This is a genomic window from Arthrobacter sp. ZGTC412, assembly GCF_002929215.1.
Classification (GTDB): Bacteria; Actinomycetota; Actinomycetes; order Actinomycetales; family Micrococcaceae; genus Arthrobacter.
Window position 1 is genome coordinate 195,651 of the sequence record NZ_PJII01000001.1, and the last position, 17,202, is coordinate 212,852.

Here is a 17,202-nt window from a genome sequence, read left to right on the forward strand (position 1 = left end):
AGTCTACTGTCAGGCTCCGCGCACGCGGTGATCCGTACTCCGGGGGTTCGGCCTCCAACGAGTCAATTGCCACTGGGCCTGCTGCGTCAATTCCGTCCAACACCCGCCTCAAGGGCCAACTCCGCTCTGTTGTCCGGTGCTTTGTCTTGGGGCCCGGCTCTCGCAGACCCAGCATCCATAACCTCAGCCCTTGGGCAAATATTCCCCAAAAGTGCAAGACTAGAACGGACTTCGCCGCACCCGACGCGGTTCGTCCATCCAGGAGGAAATCCATGTCCTTTGTCCGCACACTCGCACGGCCCATGCTGGCTTCCAGTTTTGTTCTTGCCGGAATGGATAAGCTCAAGAACGCCGATGACACCGCGCAACAGCTGTCACCGCTGCTGAGCAAGGCCACGGCGGCGCTGCCGTTCCGTACTGACGAGAAGACGCTGGCACGGGTTATTGGCGGTACTCAGGTGGGCGCGGGCGTCCTTTTTGGGCTCGGAAAGTTTTCCCGGCTTTCAGCCACAGTGCTGACCGTCATTTCCCTTCTCAACACCTTCGTTGAGTGGCGCAGTGCGGACATCAGCAGCAAGGAAGGCCGCGGGAACCGCCGCAACCAGCTGCTGAAGAACCTTTCCCTGAGCGGCGGGGCGCTGCTCGCTTCCGTTGACACCGAAGGCAAGCCCGGACTGGCCTGGCGCGCTGAGCACCTGGCCGCAGACGCCCGGAAGGGCGCCGCGCACCTTGCCGCGGACGCCAGGAAGACCACCAACAAGAAGCTGTACAAGGCCGATAAGGCCGTACGCCGCGCCGTCGAACAGGCCACGGGGGCATAAGCAGGACATGACCGCAGCAGCCGCCGCCACCCAGGACAACCCCGGAGCGTCCCTCCCCCACTGGCCCGCGCCCTTCGCATCCCGCCCCGTCGATGCCACCGTTACGGTGCCCGGTTCAAAGTCGCTGACCAACCGGTACCTGGTGCTCGCAGCGCTGGCAGATGGCCCATCGCGCCTGCGGGCGCCGCTGCATTCCAGGGATTCCGCGCTGATGGTTGATGCGCTCCGCCAGCTCGGCGCCACCATCACGGAGGTCCCGGGGGACGGCGCGTTCGGTCCGGACCTGGAGGTGGTCCCGCTCGCGGCGGACGCGGCGGTGTCCTCCACCAGGATCGACTGCGGCCTTGCCGGCACGGTGATGCGGTTCGTTCCGCCGCTGGCGGCGCTGCGCAACGGCGCCAGCGTGTTCGACGGCGACCCCCACGCCCGTAAGCGGCCCATGGGAACGATCATCGAAGCGCTGAGGGCTCTGGGAGTGGCGGTTGCCGCCGAAGACGGCAGCGCGCCGTCGTCGTTGCCGTTTGTGGTTGACGGCACCGGAGAGGTGCGCGGCGGCCATCTGGTCATCGATGCCAGCGCCTCCTCCCAGTTTGTTTCGGCGCTGCTCCTCGTGGGAGCGAGGTTCACCGAAGGCCTTCATCTTGAGCACGTCGGGAATCCGGTGCCGAGCCTTGACCACATCAACATGACTGTGGCCGTCCTGCGCGGAGCCGGTGTTGTTGTTGACGATTCGGTTCCCAACCACTGGGTTGTTGCCCCTGGACCCATCCGCGCCTTCGACCAGCGGATCGAGCAGGACCTGTCCAACGCCGGGCCGTTCCTTGCCGCCGCCCTGGCGTCCGGCGGAACGGTCCGGATTCCGGGCTGGCCCGAACAGACGCAGCAGGTGGGGGACCTCTGGCGGACCATCCTTGCCGAGATGGGCGCGGAGGTCACTCTTCGCGACGGCGTCCTCACCGTGACGGGCGGACCGGAAATCAAGGGCGCCGAGTTCGCCGACACAAGCGAACTGGCCCCCACCGTCGCCGCGCTCTGTGCCCTGGCCAGCGGACCCTCCCGGCTCAGCGGCATCGCACACCTGCGCGGCCACGAGACGGACAGGCTGGCTGCACTGGTCACCGAGATCAACCGCCTCGGCGGGGATGCCGAGGAGACCAGCGACGGCCTGGTGATCCGGCCCGCCAAGCTGCACGCCGGCGTCGTGCGCAGTTACGCCGACCACCGCATGGCGACGGCCGGAGCCATCCTTGGCCTGGCCGTGGACGGGGTGCAGGTGGAGGACATCGCCACTACCGCGAAAACCATGCCGGACTTCCCCCGGCTGTGGGAAGACATGCTGGCCCAGGCAGGTCCCGCGAATGCCGGCGCGGAAGGTTCCACCGGTGGCGCGCAGCACTGATTCCTGGGACGAATCGGATGTCCGCATCCGGCCCAGCAAAAAGGGCTCCCGCCCGCGCACCAAGGACCGGCCCAGCCATGACGACGCCGTGACCGGACGTATCATCACCGTTGACCGCGGCAGGTACACGGCAGTGGTGGGTGAGGACTCCGGCAAGGAACGCGTGGTCATCGCCGCGAGGGCACGCGAACTGCGCCGCAACCCAGTAGTGGCCGGAGATTTCGTCTCCCTGGTAGGCGATGTCTCAGGCGAACCGGACACCCTCGCCCGGCTGGTCAAGATCCAGGACCGCCGGACCCTGCTGCGGCGCAGCGCTGATGACACGGATCCGGTGGAGAGGGCCGTGGTTGCCAACGCGGACCAGCTGGTGATTGTGGTGGCCGCCGCCAACCCCGAGCCGCGCACGGGCTTCATCGACCGCGCCCTGGTGGCAGCGTACGACGCCGGGATCGAACCGATCCTGCTGGTCACCAAGGCGGACGTCAAGGATCCGGCGGGCCTGCTCTCCAACTACACACACCTCGACTTCCCCGTGATCATCAGCCGGACAGCTGATTCCAGCGCTTCCGGCATCGATGCCCGCTCTGACGACGGCCTCTCCGCACGGCTGGACAGCCAAGCCGTCGCGGAGCTGCGGGGTTACCTTGATGAAAAAGTCACGGTGATGCTGGGGCACTCAGGGGTGGGTAAGTCAACGATGGTGAATGCGCTGACCGGGGCTGAACGCGCCACCGGCGGGGTCAATGCGGTAACAGGGCGGGGGCGCCACACGTCGTCGTCGGCCCTGGCGTTGAGGCTGGCGGACGCTCCTGTGGGCAGCTGGATTATCGATACCCCAGGTATCCGCTCCTTCGGCCTGGCTCACGTGGATCCGGACCGGATCCTGCGCTCCTTCCCGGACCTCTCCCCGGGCATCGATGACTGCGAACGCGGCTGCAAACACACCGCCATAGCCGTGAACTGCGGGCTGGACGCCTGGGTAGGCGGCGGCCATGCCGGCGCTACCGGAGAAGCCCGGCTGGCTTCCCTACGGCGCCTGCTGGGCACCGACCCCCGCTTGGAGGCGCAGGAGACGAAGGAACTCGGCAGCGTCAACTGACGGTGCCGATCTCCCAGCAGAACCGCGCGCAGACGGTAGTTTGGAACCATGATCCAACCCGCTTCAAGCTACAACGATGACCTGCGCCTGGCCCACGTGCTGGCAGACTCTGTTGATGACCAGACCATGAGCCGCTTCAAGGCCCAGGATCTCAAGGTGGAGACCAAGCCTGACCTCACGCCGGTTACGGACGCGGACAAGGCCGCAGAAGAAGCCATCCGCGGACAGCTGTCCCGCTCCCGTCCGCGTGACGCCGTACTAGGGGAAGAGTTCGGCAGCACAGGCCACGGGTCCCGCCGCTGGATCATCGACCCCATTGACGGCACCAAGAACTTCGTCCGCGGCGTCCCCGTCTGGGCCACCTTGATCGCCCTGGTGGATGAGGGCGAGCCCGTAGTTGGAGTGGTGAGCGCACCGGCCCTCGGCAAGCGCTGGTGGGCGGCCAAGGGCATGGGCGCCTACATGGGACGGTCGCTGGCTGCTGCCACCCGGCTCCGCGTCTCCAACGTCGCCAACTTGTCCGACGCTTCGCTGTCCTACTCCAGCCTCGGCGGCTGGAAGGAACACGGGAAACTGGACAACTTCCTGGGCCTCACCGAGGACGTGTGGCGGACCCGTGCATACGGCGATTTCTGGTCCTACTGCATGGTGGCGGAAGGCTCCGTGGACATCGCCTGCGAACCCGAGCTGAACCTCTACGACATGGCTGCACTGGTGCCAATCGTGGTTGAAGCGGGCGGCCGCTTCACCTCCCTGGAAGGGGAGGACGGGCCCTTCGGCGGGAACGCGCTGGCCACCAATTCCATCCTGCACTCAGAGGTTCTCCGCAGGCTGAACCCTGAACTCGACGATCTTCTCTAAGCATCCAGACCGAACAATCAGCGGCGGGCGCCTCCAAAAGGAGGCGCCCGCCGTCGTTTTCTTCGGCTACAGCAGCACTTTTCAGCTGACGCGTAACAAAGCGCTTAACATTCGTGCCGGCTTCAAACCTTCCTGCCCCATGTCCTACGCTCTTAACCAGGTCACGAGTGCCAGCGCGAAACCCCGGTTTGCTGGCCGGCAACCCTCCAACCGCGGTGGGGTGCCCCGGGTGACGACCAGGCCGGTCCGGAACGGATGCGGCAAGCGCGGATTCCCGGCACAGGGGGTCCTTTCGAAGTGAGGTCTCTGTGACTACTGCCACCGTCTCCCCCAACGCCGCCGCCCAGCCTGAAACAGTCCAGGCTGACGCCACTGCCCGCTTTGATGCCCGCCGGGCCGTCGCTGGACGGCCGCTTTCCGCTGTCACCGGCGCTGAGATCCAGGCGCCGCTGATCTCGGGCGGCCACGTCCGGTACGCCAACCTCGACTATGGCGCCTCCGCCCCCGCCCTCTCGGTGGTCTCCGCTTACCTCAACGAGATCCTGCCGTTCTATGCGAGCGTCCACCGCGGGGCCGGCTACGCGTCCCAGATCAGCACGTCTGTCTACGAGAACGCCCGCAACATTGTCCGGGAGTTCGTAGGCGGCCGCCCGGACGATTCTGTGATCTTCACCCGGAACACCACCGATTCCCTCAACCTGCTGGCTGGCTGCCTGCCTGCAACAGACGGACGGCCGGACGGCGACGTCCTGTACCTGGACATCGAACACCACGCCAACCTGTTGCCGTGGCAGGGCGTCCCCCACCGCAGCATCGTTGCCGCTGACACCATCGCCGGCACCATCGAGTCTGTCCGCGCCGAGCTGGAACAGGGAGGCGTGAGCCTGCTGGCCGTCACCGGCGCCTCCAACGTCACCGGTGAGATCCTTCCCATCCGGGCCCTGGCTACCCTCGCCCACGAACACGGCGCACGGATTGTGGTGGACGCAGCCCAGCTGGCACCGCACCGCCGGGTCAATATCGCCGGGGACGGCGTGGACTACCTCGCCTTCTCCGGCCACAAGCTCTACGCACCGTTTGGCGCCGGCGTGCTGGTGGGCCGCCCGGACTGGCTCGACGCCGGAACACCCCACCTTGCCGGCGGCGGCGCCGTCAGGGAGGCTCGGCTCGACGGCGTCAGCTGGGCCACCGGCCCGGCCCGCCACGAGGGCGGCTCCCCCAACGTCCTTGGCGCAGCCACCCTGGCACGCGCCACGCAAGTGATCGCCGGGCTGGACCAGGACCAGTGGCACGCCCACGAGTCGGCCATCCGTTCCTTCCTGGTGGAGGGCCTGCAGAAGATCGCCGGCGTGACCGTCCACCAGATCTTCAAGGACACCAACCCGGACACGGACACCATCGGCGTGGTCAACTTCTCCGTTGAAGGCTACGACGCCGGACTGGTGGCCGCCTACCTGTCGGCCGAGCACGGCGTTGGCCTGCGGGACGGCCGCTTTTGCGCGCACCCGCTGCTGAAACGGCTCGGGCTCCCTTCCGGTTCCCTCCGTGCCAGCTTCGGAGTCGGTTCGCGCCTCGAGGATGCAGAACGGCTCCTTGCCGGCATCGAGTCACTGCGCCGCAACGGCCTGGGGTGGGACTACGTGGTGGACGCAGGACGCTGGGTTCCCGCCAACGACACGCGGACCTACCCGCATTGGGCACCCAACACTCCGGGAACCGCCGGGGCTGCCCCCTGCATCGACGATTGACGGATGCTAAAGCCTGCTGACGCTGTCCTGCTGATCCCGCCTATACGGCGGGTGCGGTAAATTCGAAGGATACCCAAGGGCATCAGGCGAAGGAGGCCACACGTGGTACGGGGTGGCCCCAAACTTGATCACGGACGGCGCCGGGAGCTCGGGCAGAGCTTCCAGGACGGCGGCCGGCACTACCAGCAGGTCCGTCCCGGCTACCCGGAAGAATCTGCCCTGTGGCTGGTGCCGGCGGGAGCCTGCGACGCCCTCGACGCCGGTGCCGGTACCGGCAAGTTCACCGAACTCCTGCTCGGCATCGGATTGTCAGTCACAGCGGTGGACCCCTCTGCGGACATGCTCGAGCAGTTACGGGCGCATTACCCCGCTGCCACGGCAGTCCAAGCCACCGCAGAGGCGACCGGCCTGCCCGCGGCGGCCTTCGACGTCGTGACCGTTGCCCAGGCTTGGCACTGGTGCGACGCCCTGGCAGCAAGCACAGAGCTGGCACGCGTCCTGCGTCCGAACGGAACGCTGGGACTGATCTGGAACCAGCTGGACACATCGGTTCCCTGGGTCCACCGGCTGTCCCGGATCATGCACGCCGGGGACGTGTACAAGCCGGACTTCCGGCCGCTCGTGGGACCGGAGTTCAGGGAGCTTCAGGGTCACGTCACCCATTGGCAGGACCGCGTCACCACCACCGACCTGGTGGAACTCACCAAGTCCCGGAGCTATTACCTGCGCGCCGGCGAAACCACCCGCGCCAAGGTGTTGGCCAACTTGGACTGGTACCTCCACGACCACCTGGGCCACAGCATGGATGAAGAGCTCGAACTGCCCTACCTGACACTCACGTGGCGGGCCTTCAAAGCATGACGGAGAACGGGCACGGGTAGGCTGGAAGCTGTGAAGACCAGCGCGCCCTCCTCCTCCATTGAGGATTACGTCAAGGTCATCTACTCGTTCACGGAATGGCAGGACAAGCCCATCACGTCCTCCCAGCTGGCACAGCGCCTCGGTGTCGCCAATTCCTCGGTGTCCGAGATGGTCCGCAAGCTTAAGGACCAGGGCCTGGTTGACCACAAGCCCTACAGCGCCATCACGCTGACCGACGCCGGAGTCCGGCTGGCGCTTTCCATGGTGCGGCGCCACCGCCTGATTGAGACCTACCTTGTCCAGCAGCTCGGTTACAGCTGGGACGAGGTCCACGACGAAGCCGAACTGCTGGAGCACGCCGTCTCGGATACGTTTATTGAGCGTGTCGCGGCGAAACTCGGAAACCCGCAGCGTGATCCGCACGGCGACCCGATCCCCACCGCTGACGGGAAAGTGCTGATGCCCCGCGCCCACCTGATGGGTGAGCTGGACCAGGGGCACACGGGCAGGATTACCCGGATCAGCGACGAGAACCCGGATCTGCTCCGATACCTTTCCGCCGAGGAGATTGACCTCGACGCCGAAGTGGAGGTGGTGGGCCGAAAGCCGTTCGGCGGCGCGCTGGTGGTGCGGATCAGGAATTCGGGCAGGACGAGGGACTACGACCTCGCCGACGAGATCACCTCGGCCCTGTGGGTGCACAGCGACCTTCCCCATCCGGGCTGCCTGCTTGGGGACAGCTGAATGAAGCCGGCCAGCTTGCCGGCGGGCTGCGCCTGGCTTGCTGTTGCCGCCGGAGGCCTTGTCGGCACGGAACTGCGGTACGGACTGGGGCTCGCGTTCCCGGATGTCCCGGGCTCTATGCCGTGGGGCACGCTGTGGATCAACGTCGGCGGCAGCTTCGTCCTGGCGGCGTTGACAACTATCTGGATGGCCCGGCCACAGACCGCGTTCTGGCTGCGGGCCGGGCTGGGGCCGGGGCTGTTGGGGTCCTTCACGACGTTCTCTGCCGTGGTGTTTTCGGTGGACCAGTTGGCCCGGGCGGGCGAGCATCTCGTGTGGGTGGCCTATCTGGTGCTGTCGGTGTTTGTTGGGCTGGCCGCCGCCGGTTTGGGGTGGCGGTTCGGCAAGCTGGTGGCCGGGCGTTTGGGTGTCGGCGCTGGTAGCAGGCCGTCATGACCGCTGTGCTGGTGGGAGTGTTTGGTGTTGCCGGCGCGCTTCTTCGCTTCGCCGTGGACAGCTGGTTCGCCCATCACGCGTCCGTCCGGACGACGCGCACGATTGCTGGTTCCCCGGGCGGTTCCGGGGCCAAGGCGAGGCTTCACTGGCCCTGGGCCACGCTGCTGGTGAATGTAGCGGGCTGCTTCATTATCGGCATCACCCACGCCATCACTGTGCAGCTGGGGCTGGCTCCGGAATGGCAGACCGCGCTGGCCGCCGGGCTGGCAGGCGGACTCACCACCTTCAGCTCGTGGACCACGGCGACAGTGCGGTTGCTGAGTGAAGCGCGGTTCGGCTCCGCGGTGTTGAACGTGGCCGCCAACCTGATCCTCGGCTTTGGGGCTGCCGCTGCCGGGATTGCCCTGGCTACCTAGCGCGGTTGAGGGCGATTTGGCGGGCTCCCGTATCGTGGATGGTGATGATTAGCAGACGCGACGCAGCCATTGCCCTTGATGTACCGATGGAAATGGCCCAGCGCCACGGCCTTCCTAAATGGATGACGGAGGCCGAACTGGGTGAGATCCTGGACAACCCGCCGCCCTGGCTCGTCCAGTCCCGCGCCAACCGCACCGGCAAGCGGCCCGTCTGGGTCCATCTCGAGTGCGCCGTCTGCGGATACGAGGAAGCAGCGCGCCCCAAGAAGTGGTGGCCTGACTTTACGTACGTTGTGTGCGGCCACCACAATCCCGAGGACGTTCCGCGCGTGCGCGAGGGATACGTCCGCAGTGAGTTCGACGGCGTCGGCACGCGTTTTGTAGGCATCGCGGACGTACCTGTTCCGGACTGATCGCGAGCCACCTCAGGCCATTACATTCGGGGTTGAAAAGGCGTATTTTACGAAGAGGGACGAAGCCTGTCCCCTGTTGTAAGGAGCACGCCATGCCGGACAAAACACCCCACCAGAAGCTGGCAAAGAAGCCTGTCAAGACCATCAAGGAAAAACGCGCCGAGAAGAAGTCGAAGAACCCTGAAGGTGCCCAGGACCCGGTGGCGCACTTGAAGAAACGCCGGTAGCTTACTGTCCGTTTGCTTGCATCTCCTCCGGTACAGCAACCAGGTCCACTTCTGTGCCGTCCCTCAGCACCCTGATCTGCAGCGGCTGCCCGATCGCATCGGAGAACAGCAGCTTCTGCAGGCTTTCGGCGTTGCTGACGGCGCGGCCTCCGGCGGTCAGGATGATGTCGCCGGCCTGCAGGCCCGAGCGGCCGGCAGGTGATCCGGCCAACACCTCCACCACCCTGAGCCCGTCCCGCTGGCCCGTCCTGATCACCGCGCTGGCGTTCAACCGGATCGGGGTGCTGACCACACCGAGGTAGGCCCGCCTGACCCGTCCGTCGGTCAGCAGGGCGAAGATGATTCGCCTTGTTGTTGTGTTAATCGGCACGGCAAGGCCCAGCCCGGCGCCGGCGACTGCCGTGTTGATGCCCACGATCCTGCCGCGCGCGTCTGCCAGGGCACCGCCGGAACTGCCTGGATTAAGGGCCGCGTCGGTCTGGATAACGTCTTCGATCACCCGCCGGTTGCCGCCCGCCCAGACCGGGATGGAACGGCCCAGGCCGCTCACGACTCCGGCCGTGACCGATCCTGCCAGCCCCAGCGGATTCCCGACTGCGATAACCAACTGGCCCACACGCAACGTCTCGGCGTCGCCGAACTGGGCAGGAGCCACTCTCGGTGCTTTGCCGCGGACCACGGCGAGATCGGACAATGGATCCGCCCCCACAAGTTCGAGATCAGTCCGGCTGCCGTCGGCAAATGCGGCATGGCCCTTATTCGTGCCGGCCACCACGTGGGAGTTCGTAAGGAGATAACCGTCCTCGGTAAAGAGGACTGCAGAACCTGCTCCCACACGGAACCGGCTGTTCCGGCGGGTGCTGGTCATTTCTATGGCCGCGACGTGCGGCGTTACAGTCTCAGCCACCCGCATGACAGTTTGCGAATACGAGTCCAGGGCGTCGTCGTCGGGCACCTGTGCAGCTGGCTCGCTCCCTTGGTTCATGGGGCACCTCCTGGTCGTAGCCAAATCCCGGAGGCGAGGACGTCCGGGTCCTACCGGAGACAACGATCCACAGCGTGCAGCTAGTCCCGGCCGTGCTACGCCGTGGGTGAACGAGACGCCAGGCCAGGGAGGCCAGTGGCCTAAGCAGCCAGGCTTTTCGGGGCCAAGAAAAACGCCCCGGTCCAAAGACCGAGGCGTTATCTGATAAGTCGCCCCATCCGTGAAGGATGTCGCGACTGATCACAAAATGTGGAGATGGGGGGAATTGAACCCCCGTCCGATGTCGTGTTGTCAGGGCTTCTCCGGGCGCAGTTTGCGTCGGATTTTTTCGGCCCCAGCCATGCTGCAAACAGCTGGCTGATCCGGGCCCAGTCATCTAAGAGTCCCGTTCACCCCGATGACGGAGGTGGACAGCAGTGGCTATCTAAATGACGCCAGGATCCGGGGCGATAGCAACCTCGGGCTGACGGACTGTCTTACTGGTTAAGCAGCAAGAGCGAAGTCAGTGCGCTTAGATTCGGCACTTATTGGTTTGCAGAAAGCGTTTACGAGATAATTCTGCATCCTCGGCCCGCTTCACCTGTCGCGACTAACATCGTCGAAACCGATCATCCCCATATTCTTTTACCAAACCGGCGGGCTAGGCCGCCGGACTACCCACTATAACGCATCCTCCGGAGAATTCATTCCTGCCTACCGGCGGCGGTTGCGCTCCCGCATTTCGCGCTGCGCTTCGCGGTTGTCCTGCTGCTCACGGAGGGTCTGGCGCTTGTCGTACTCGCGCTTGCCTCGGGCCACACCGATTTCGACCTTGGCACGGCCGTCAACGAAGTACAGCTGCAGGGGGACGATGGTGTAGCCCGATTCGCGGACCTTGTGCGAGATCTTGATCAATTCCTCGCGGTGCAGCAGGAGCTTGCGGCGGCGCCGGGCTGCGTGGTTGGTCCAGCTGCCCTGATTGTATTCCGGGATGTGGATGGCTTCCATCCAGAGCTCGTCGTTGTAGAAGGTGCAAAATCCGTCCACCATTGAGGCGTGGCCTTCGCGCAGGGACTTAACTTCGGTCCCCATGAGCGCGATTCCAGCCTCGTAGGTATCCAGCACGTGGTAGTCGTGCCGGGCCTTGCGGTTGGTGGCCACCACTTTACGGCCACTTTCTTTAGGCACGGGAAAGCTCCTCAGTTCAAGAATCGGATGTCCTCCTGACCAGCCGGCGCGGAGTCATACCAGTGTACGGCAGGGTAATGCGCCTTAGAGCAGCCCCATCGGGTCCACCGGGTTGTCGTTGAGCCAGGTTTCGAAGTGGGCATGGCAGCCTGTGGAGTTACCCGTGTTGCCGGAGTAGGCGATCAGCTGTCCCTGCGAAACTCGCTGGCCGTTCGACACCACGATGCTGGCGTTGTGGTAGTAAATGGTGTTCAGCGTGTTGCCCTGCAACAGGCCGTGGGAGATCTTTACCCTCCAGCCGCCGCCGTCGGCTGAGCTCCAGCCGGAGCTGAAGACCTCGCCCGCTGCGGCGGCGTAGACAGGCGTGCCGCAGGCTGCGCCAAAGTCCAGCCCCGTGTGCATGTAGCCGCCCTGTCCATAGAAGTCGATGGTGCCTGGCGGGGTGGCGCGCCACCCGAATCCGGACGTGATCGGCACGCTTCCGTCAAAGGGATGCCGCAGGCCAAAGGCCGACGGCGAACCGACTGAGGGCGCGGGCCGTGCGGGCGGCACGTACGGTTGCACGGGCGGTGGCGGCTGGTTGCGTGCTGCTGCCGCCGCAGCAGCAGCAGCGGCTGCGGCCTCCGCCTGCCTGCGATGCTCGGCCGCGGCGGCTTCCGCCAGCCTCCGCTGCTCGGCTTCCCAGGCCTCCCGCAGCTTTCGGTCGCGTTCCTTGATTTCGGCGGCAACGGCGTTCTGGCTGGCCTGAACACCCGCCAACTGCGACTGGATCTTAGGCTTGGCTGCCTGCAGTTGAGCGTCAAGGCGGCTGGTATCCGCGATTAGCTTATCTACCTGTTCCTTCTTCTCCGCCGCTTCGTCGCGGGCAATCTTCTCCCGCTCGAGGGCAGCGTCGGCTTTGGCTTTCAAGTCCTTGATCTCGGCTTCCACCGCTTGCAGACGGGCTTCCGAGTTCACGTTAGTGGCGTTCTGCTGCTGTAGCTTGTCCATGGCCGCGTTCTGGCTGCGCATGGCCTGGTCTGCCAGGTCCATGGTCTCGGTCAAGCTTCCGCCGTTGTTGGAGCCAAAGAACAGGGACAGGTTTGAGGGTACGCCCCCGGATTTGTACGCCTGGGTTGCGATCTGACCGATCAGCTTCTTTGTGTCTGCGATCTTTTTCTTGTCGGTTTCCATCTGCTGCCTAATTTTGGCCTTGTTCTGCTGGGCCATGTCCACGCGGGCGGAGAGCGCTTCGACTTCCTTGACGGCTCCGGCCACCCGGCCCTGGGCTTCCAGGAGGGCCTGCTGGGCGCCCGGCAGCCGGCCCTGGAAGATGACCAGGTCGCTCGCAGCCTTGGCGATGCGGGAATCAACGAATTCCAAGGACTGCTGGACCCTGGTTGCCTCTGCCTCAAGTGCCTTCTGCTTGTCTTCAAGCTCGTCGGCGAAAGCCACCGGGGTGGACGAAGCCAGCCCTGCGGCGAGGACAACGGCCAGCACGGCGCTGATAACGCTGGTGCGCTGAGGTGCTTTGCGCCGACTGTTCAGTCGGTGCCGGGGCGGAGTTTGGTCCGTTACGTTCATGGCATTCCTTGTTCGGTTTGCATACCTAGACGCGAAGGTATCTGCGCAAGGTCAAGAGGGACGAAATACCCGCCAAGGATCCGCCAAGGATTATCAGCGCGGGTGCGAGGATCAACGTCTGGCCGGATGAGATGAAGGCCGTGTCCGGGTACTGCTGAGACATGAACTCGCCGAGGAAGAAGTGCGCAACGGCCCACAGTGTTGCAGAGGCCAGCGCAGCGCCGATGACGGCGGCGATGACGCCTTCCAGAATAAAGGGAAGCTGGATCACTGTTTTCGAGGCGCCCACCAGGCGCATGATTCCCGTTTCGCGGCGGCGGCTGAAGGCGGAGAGCCTGATGGTGGTTGCGATCAGCAGGATGGCGCACACGATCATGACACCGGCGATGCTGACCGCCACAAGGGAGGCCCCGTTCATCACCGAGAAGAGGCGCTCAAGCAGCTGGCGCTGGTCGATAACCGTCTCCACGCCGGGCTGGGAGGCGAAGGTTTCGCTGATGATCTGGTACTTTTCCGGGTCCTTCATGTTAATTCGGAAGGATGCCGGCAGCTGGTCCGGCGTCACCGAGTCCACGATGGGCGAATTCGAGAACTGGTCCTTGAAGTGCGTGTACGCCTCCTCCTTGGACTCGAACTGGAAGTCGTTGATGTATTGCGCCACGGCAGGAGATTCCAGTAGCCCGTTGAGGCTTTCCTGCTGTTCGGCGGTGACGGGCCCGCCGGCGCAACCAGCCGCCGTCGACCCTTCACTGCACAGGAAGATGGCTACTTGGACTTTGTCGTACCAGTAGCCCTTCATCTGGTTGATCTGCATCTGCAGCATTCCTGCTGCGCCAACGAAGGTGAGCGAGACGAAGGTGACCAGGATGACCGAGACCACCATGGAGACGTTGCGGCGGAGGCCGCTGCCGATCTCGCTGAGGATGAACGCAAGCCTCATCGCCGTCCCTCGCATTCATGCGGCTGTCCCGGTTCCGGGTTTTCCCTGCCGCTGGCGTCCTTGAGCCTGCGCGACTGGCCAACAACCGGGATCATCGACGTGTACAGGGCCTTTGCCTCGTCGCGGATGATGACGCCGTTCTTGAGCTCGACCACGCGCTTGCGCATCTCGTTGACAATGTCGTCGTCGTGGGTTGCCATCACCACGGTGGTGCCGTTTTGGTTGATTTTGTCCAGGATGCCCATGATGCCCATCGACGTGGTGGGGTCCAGGTTTCCGGTGGGCTCGTCGGCGAGGAGGATACCTGGCCTGTTAACGACGGCACGGGCGATGGCCACGCGCTGCTGCTCACCGCCGGAGAGTTCGTGCGGCATACGGTGTTCTTTGCCCTCCAGGCCCACTGTCTTGAGGACCTCGGGGACGGTGTCCCGGATGACGCTGCGGCTCTTGCCGATGACCTGCATGGCGAACGCTACGTTGGCGAAGACGTTTTTCTGGGGAAGGAGCCGGAAGTCCTGGAAGACGACGCCGATCCCGCGTCGAAGCCGGGGCACACGCCAGCTGGAGATCTTGGCTACGTTCTGGCCGGCGACGTAGACAGCCCCGGAGCTTGCCCGGTCCTCCTTGAGGACCAGCCGGAGGAAGGTGGACTTGCCGGAGCCGGATGCGCCGACCAGGAAGGCGAATTCGCCGCGGTCGATCTCAAGGTTGACGGAGTCCAGCGCAGGCCGGGCTTTCTGGTCGTAGACCTTGGTGACATTTTCGAATCGAATCATGGCCCTAAGTACCCTGCAGGGCATGGCTGATTCTGATGCAGCCCAGTTCTGCAGCCGGTGCGCGGGTTTTCGTTTGGGGGAAGTAGGGCCCCGGCCCCTCGACTATACGCAGGACTTCCCGTGTATCACGCGGGTTTCAGGGGGCGTGTCGCCGGATCCTGTTTTCCCCGGCCACCCCTTATCGCCTTATTTTTCGGCGTTCCGGTTGTCGGTGCGCCACCTGATGCCGGCATCGATGAAGTCGTCGATTTCACCGTCGAAGACTGCCGAGGTGTTTCCGACTTCGTGCTCGGTCCGGAGGTCCTTGACCATCTGGTAGGGGTTGAGCACGTAGGAGCGCATCTGGTCGCCCCAGGACGCCTTCACATCACCGGCGAACGCCTTCTTTTCGGCATCCTCCTGCTCCTTTTTGAGGAGCAGGAGCCTGGACTGCAGCACGCGCATCGCAGCAGCGCGGTTCTGCAGCTGCGACTTTTCGTTCTGCATTGATACCACGGTCCCGGTGGGGATGTGGGTCAGACGGACTGCGGAGTCGGTGGTGTTGACAGACTGGCCGCCCGGGCCCGAGGAGCGGAAGACGTCGACGCGGATCTCGTTGTCCGGGATCTCGATGGAGTCCGTCTGCTCGATCAGCGGGATGACTTCGACGGCGGCGAAGGAAGTCTGGCGCCGGCCCTGGTTGTCGAACGGGCTGATCCTCACGAGCCGGTGGGTTCCAGCCTCTACGCTGAGCGTGCCGAAGGCATAAGGTGCCTTCACTTCGAATGTTGCGGACTTCAGACCGGCCTCTTCTGCGTAGGACGTGTCCATAACGGTGGTCGGGTACCCGTGCCGCTCGGCCCAACGGAGGTACATCCGCATCAGCATCTCGGCGAAGTCAGCAGCATCCACGCCGCCGGCGCCGGCCCGGATTGAGACTACGGCCTCGCGCTCGTCATACTCACCCGAAAGCAGGGTGACGACTTCAAGTTCCTTCAGGGATTTCTTGACGGACTCCAGTTCGGCGGCGGCCTCCCCCATGGAGTCGGCGTCGTCCTCGTCCTGCCCGAGCTCCACCAGGACCTCGAGGTCATCGATCCTTGAAACCAGTTTGTTGAGGCGCTCCAGCTCCGTCTGGCGGTGCGACAGCCGTGAAGTGATTTTCTGTGCCGCCGAGGGGTCGTCCCACAGGTCCGGTTCGCCAGCCCGCTCGCTGAGTTCGGCGATGTCTTCCTTCAATGCCTCTACGTCAGAGACGCGCTCAATGGACTCGTAGGTAGCGCGAAGGGCGCGGATTTCAGCGGAAAAATCAATATTGGCCATGGTTGTTTAAGCCTACGCTATCCCGCAGAAAGCCCCGGCCTTGCGTCTTAGCGGCCGGCTTACGGGCCGCCCGGGAGGCGGGGCACGAGGGGACTGTCACCGGGTGAGACGCGAGCGGGCGGTTGAGGTCGCCTCGATCCGGATACCGTTGGGCACCAGGAAGTTCACCACTGGCGGGTGAACAGTAGCAGTCAGCACGACGACGGCGGTGGAACCGTCTGGACTGCCCGTTGCCCCTGTGACGGCGAGAGCATCAAAGCGCTGTGATGCCGGGCTCCTGGAGACAAAGTCAGCGGCCACGTTCCTCACCCGTGCAGGGCTCAGGACCGCTGACGGGCTGCCGCCCTGCGTTTCCACCTCGCCAAGGGTGTAACTGGCGGCGCCAGCAAGGGAGGCGCCGTCGGCCAGGGAAAGCAGGCGCTTGTGTTCGAGGTAGACGGACGAAATGCCGATGACCACCGTTGTACCAAGCAGGGCCAAAACGACGTAGCCCAGGATCATCACCATCATCTGGCCGCCTTCATCTTTCGGCGTTGCCTTCACCGGAACCTGCCGACCAGTTGCGTGGACGACGCTTCCACCTCGCTGGCGCTGAGGCGAAAATCGCCGTCGAACGGCAGGAACGGAAGTGGCACGGTCAGGCTCACGGTTACGGTGATGGTGCTGCCGGCCGCCTGGCAGTCAGCGGAACTGCAGGATGTTGCTACTCGCGCCTGTTCGGGTTGGTGTCCGAAGTCTGCGAGCGCGATCGCTACCGCCCGTTCGGCTGCTGCCTGGGCTGTGGCTGCGTCGGGCTGCGCTATGTAGACCTTTGCTGCCTGATCAGCCGCGCCGACGACTGCAAAGGAGCCGCCCTGTATCTGGCTCATGGTGATGATGAAGTACACGAGCGGAACCATTAGCAGGAGCGCAAGGAAAGTGAATTCCACCACCGCGCTCCCCCGTTCATGCTGATTGGCTGTCCCCGGGTTCCTTGTGCAGTCGGGTGCAGCGGTTCTTGACTCCCGGCAGAGCGCTGCGAGCAGCCGGGCGCGGGTGTGAGCCCGCACCAGGTCACGGTTGCACTGCCGCATGCCCCTTCACCTCCAGCAGGTCCCGGGGGCCGATAAGACCGATCACGGGCATTGGGGCACGTACGGTCACCTCCAAGGTCCGCAGGCCCTGGTACGTCACCTCGCTGGTGCTAACGTGCTGTGCGAATCCCGCATTCAGGGCCGACTGAATCAGACCACGGGTCCGTTCCTCCGCGTCGGCGGCACCCCGGTCAGCGAGAGTCCCATAGCGGGCACCGGATGCTGCAGCGTCAATCAAGGTGTTCCTCACGTGCAGGATCAATGTCAGCTGGATGATCGCAAGGAAGAACAGCGTGAGCAGGCTGCCTACCAGGACAAAATCGACCACAGCCGAGCCCTGCTCACGGAGTGCGGTCTCCTGTGGGACGAGTT

General features: G+C 64.6%; 20 protein-coding genes, 1 other RNA gene and 1 riboswitch. Of the genes, 11 read left to right on the plus strand and 10 right to left on the minus strand.

Going from position 1 to position 17,202, the window contains the following annotated elements; translation table 11 throughout:
* The first annotated feature begins 272 nt into the window (after positions 1-272).
* The 11 genes from CXQ88_RS00905 to CXQ88_RS22215 all read left to right on the plus strand — a co-directional run bounded on the left by CXQ88_RS00905 (position 273) and on the right by CXQ88_RS22215 (position 9,024).
* The gene (locus CXQ88_RS00905) at positions 273-821 is read left to right on the plus strand and encodes a DoxX family protein (RefSeq protein ID WP_104042301.1); all 549 of its coding nucleotides are present in this window, start codon (positions 273-275) and stop codon (positions 819-821) included.
* 7 nt (positions 822-828) lie between these two features.
* Entirely contained in the window at positions 829-2,220 is a 1,392-nt protein-coding gene (gene aroA, locus CXQ88_RS00910; protein WP_104042302.1) for a 3-phosphoshikimate 1-carboxyvinyltransferase, read from the plus strand.
* Positions 2,204-3,319 carry a ribosome small subunit-dependent GTPase A gene (gene rsgA / locus CXQ88_RS00915; RefSeq protein WP_104042700.1) on the plus strand — a complete coding sequence of 372 codons (1,116 nt, stop codon included), beginning with the start codon at positions 2,204-2,206 and terminating at the stop codon, positions 3,317-3,319. Before aroA ends, rsgA begins: the two co-directional genes overlap by 17 nt.
* Before the next feature lie 48 nt (positions 3,320-3,367).
* Positions 3,368-4,180: a histidinol-phosphatase gene (gene hisN, locus CXQ88_RS00920; RefSeq protein ID WP_104042303.1), complete on the plus strand. Its 813-nt coding sequence runs from the start codon at positions 3,368-3,370 to the stop codon at positions 4,178-4,180.
* 159 nt (positions 4,181-4,339) lie between these two features.
* Positions 4,340-4,453: riboswitch (SAM riboswitch) on the plus strand.
* Between the two features lie 35 nt (positions 4,454-4,488).
* On the plus strand, positions 4,489-5,928 hold the full coding sequence (locus tag CXQ88_RS00925) for an aminotransferase class V-fold PLP-dependent enzyme (RefSeq protein ID WP_104042304.1): 1,440 nt from the start codon (positions 4,489-4,491) through the stop codon (positions 5,926-5,928).
* A gap of 102 nt (positions 5,929-6,030) precedes the next feature.
* Entirely contained in the window at positions 6,031-6,789 is a 759-nt protein-coding gene (locus CXQ88_RS00930) for a class I SAM-dependent methyltransferase (RefSeq protein ID WP_104042305.1), read from the plus strand.
* 30 nt (positions 6,790-6,819) lie between these two features.
* A complete protein-coding gene (locus CXQ88_RS00935; protein WP_104042306.1) occupies positions 6,820-7,533 on the plus strand; it encodes a metal-dependent transcriptional regulator in 714 nt (237 codons plus the stop codon).
* Positions 7,534-7,968 carry a fluoride efflux transporter FluC gene (locus CXQ88_RS00940; protein ID WP_104042307.1) on the plus strand — a complete coding sequence of 145 codons (435 nt, stop codon included), beginning with the start codon at positions 7,534-7,536 and terminating at the stop codon, positions 7,966-7,968.
* Positions 7,965-8,384 carry a fluoride efflux transporter FluC gene (locus CXQ88_RS00945; RefSeq protein WP_104042308.1) on the plus strand — a complete coding sequence of 140 codons (420 nt, stop codon included), beginning with the start codon at positions 7,965-7,967 and terminating at the stop codon, positions 8,382-8,384. The genes CXQ88_RS00940 and CXQ88_RS00945 overlap by 4 nt, the downstream gene beginning before the upstream one ends.
* A gap of 44 nt (positions 8,385-8,428) precedes the next feature.
* Complete coding sequence (locus CXQ88_RS00950) at positions 8,429-8,797, plus strand: hypothetical protein (RefSeq protein WP_104042309.1); 369 nt, start codon at positions 8,429-8,431, stop codon at positions 8,795-8,797.
* 92 nt (positions 8,798-8,889) lie between these two features.
* Entirely contained in the window at positions 8,890-9,024 is a 135-nt protein-coding gene (locus tag CXQ88_RS22215) for a hypothetical protein (protein WP_258061635.1), read from the plus strand.
* Between the two features lies 1 nt (position 9,025).
* Here the strand turns inward: CXQ88_RS22215 and CXQ88_RS00955 are convergent, their stop codons facing one another.
* From CXQ88_RS00955 to CXQ88_RS01000, 10 genes are all read right to left on the minus strand, one after another.
* The gene (locus CXQ88_RS00955; protein ID WP_104042310.1) at positions 9,026-10,009 is read right to left on the minus strand and encodes a S1C family serine protease; all 984 of its coding nucleotides are present in this window, start codon (positions 10,007-10,009) and stop codon (positions 9,026-9,028) included.
* Positions 10,010-10,256: 247 nt separating this feature from the next.
* Positions 10,257-10,625, minus strand: a transfer-messenger RNA (tmRNA) gene (gene ssrA / locus CXQ88_RS00960).
* A 77-nt stretch (positions 10,626-10,702) separates the two neighbouring features.
* Positions 10,703-11,176 (minus strand): SsrA-binding protein SmpB, encoded by a 474-nt coding sequence (gene smpB, locus CXQ88_RS00965; protein WP_050054575.1) that lies wholly within the window; start codon positions 11,174-11,176, stop codon positions 10,703-10,705.
* A gap of 84 nt (positions 11,177-11,260) precedes the next feature.
* Positions 11,261-12,739, minus strand: a complete 1,479-nt coding sequence (locus CXQ88_RS00970) for a M23 family metallopeptidase (protein ID WP_181037368.1) — start codon at positions 12,737-12,739, stop codon at positions 11,261-11,263.
* Between the two features lie 25 nt (positions 12,740-12,764).
* A complete protein-coding gene (ftsX, locus tag CXQ88_RS00975) occupies positions 12,765-13,679 on the minus strand; it encodes a permease-like cell division protein FtsX (RefSeq protein WP_104042311.1) in 915 nt (304 codons plus the stop codon).
* Positions 13,676-14,455 carry a cell division ATP-binding protein FtsE gene (gene ftsE / locus CXQ88_RS00980; protein WP_104042312.1) on the minus strand — a complete coding sequence of 260 codons (780 nt, stop codon included), beginning with the start codon at positions 14,453-14,455 and terminating at the stop codon, positions 13,676-13,678. Before ftsE ends, ftsX begins: the two co-directional genes overlap by 4 nt.
* Before the next feature lie 186 nt (positions 14,456-14,641).
* Entirely contained in the window at positions 14,642-15,757 is a 1,116-nt protein-coding gene (gene prfB, locus CXQ88_RS00985) for a peptide chain release factor 2 (protein ID WP_104042313.1), read from the minus strand.
* 96 nt (positions 15,758-15,853) lie between these two features.
* On the minus strand, positions 15,854-16,267 hold the full coding sequence (locus CXQ88_RS00990; protein WP_104042702.1) for a pilus assembly protein TadG-related protein: 414 nt from the start codon (positions 16,265-16,267) through the stop codon (positions 15,854-15,856).
* A 29-nt stretch (positions 16,268-16,296) separates the two neighbouring features.
* Entirely contained in the window at positions 16,297-16,686 is a 390-nt protein-coding gene (locus tag CXQ88_RS00995) for a hypothetical protein (RefSeq protein WP_306736096.1), read from the minus strand.
* Positions 16,687-16,810: 124 nt separating this feature from the next.
* Positions 16,811-17,158 carry a TadE/TadG family type IV pilus assembly protein gene (locus CXQ88_RS01000; RefSeq protein ID WP_373637679.1) on the minus strand — a complete coding sequence of 116 codons (348 nt, stop codon included), beginning with the start codon at positions 17,156-17,158 and terminating at the stop codon, positions 16,811-16,813.
* Between the last annotated feature and the right edge of the window lie 44 nt (positions 17,159-17,202).

Coding starts and splice junctions, on each gene's coding strand:
- CXQ88_RS00905 (WP_104042301.1), top strand. CDS start 273: ATGTCCTTTGTCCGCACACTCGCACGGCCCATGCTGGCTTCCAGTTTT.
- aroA (WP_104042302.1), top strand. CDS start 829: ATGACCGCAGCAGCCGCCGCCACCCAGGACAACCCCGGAGCGTCCCTC.
- hisN (WP_104042303.1), top strand. CDS start 3,368: ATGATCCAACCCGCTTCAAGCTACAACGATGACCTGCGCCTGGCCCAC.
- CXQ88_RS00940 (WP_104042307.1), top strand. CDS start 7,534: ATGAAGCCGGCCAGCTTGCCGGCGGGCTGCGCCTGGCTTGCTGTTGCC.
- CXQ88_RS00945 (WP_104042308.1), top strand. CDS start 7,965: ATGACCGCTGTGCTGGTGGGAGTGTTTGGTGTTGCCGGCGCGCTTCTT.
- CXQ88_RS00950 (WP_104042309.1), top strand. CDS start 8,429: ATGATTAGCAGACGCGACGCAGCCATTGCCCTTGATGTACCGATGGAA.
- CXQ88_RS22215 (WP_258061635.1), top strand. CDS start 8,890: ATGCCGGACAAAACACCCCACCAGAAGCTGGCAAAGAAGCCTGTCAAG.
- CXQ88_RS00955 (WP_104042310.1), bottom strand. CDS start 10,009: ATGAACCAAGGGAGCGAGCCAGCTGCACAGGTGCCCGACGACGACGCC.
- CXQ88_RS00970 (WP_181037368.1), bottom strand. CDS start 12,739: ATGAACGTAACGGACCAAACTCCGCCCCGGCACCGACTGAACAGTCGG.
- ftsX (WP_104042311.1), bottom strand. CDS start 13,679: ATGAGGCTTGCGTTCATCCTCAGCGAGATCGGCAGCGGCCTCCGCCGC.
- ftsE (WP_104042312.1), bottom strand. CDS start 14,455: ATGATTCGATTCGAAAATGTCACCAAGGTCTACGACCAGAAAGCCCGG.
- prfB (WP_104042313.1), bottom strand. CDS start 15,757: ATGGCCAATATTGATTTTTCCGCTGAAATCCGCGCCCTTCGCGCTACC.
- CXQ88_RS00990 (WP_104042702.1), bottom strand. CDS start 16,267: ATGATGGTGATGATCCTGGGCTACGTCGTTTTGGCCCTGCTTGGTACA.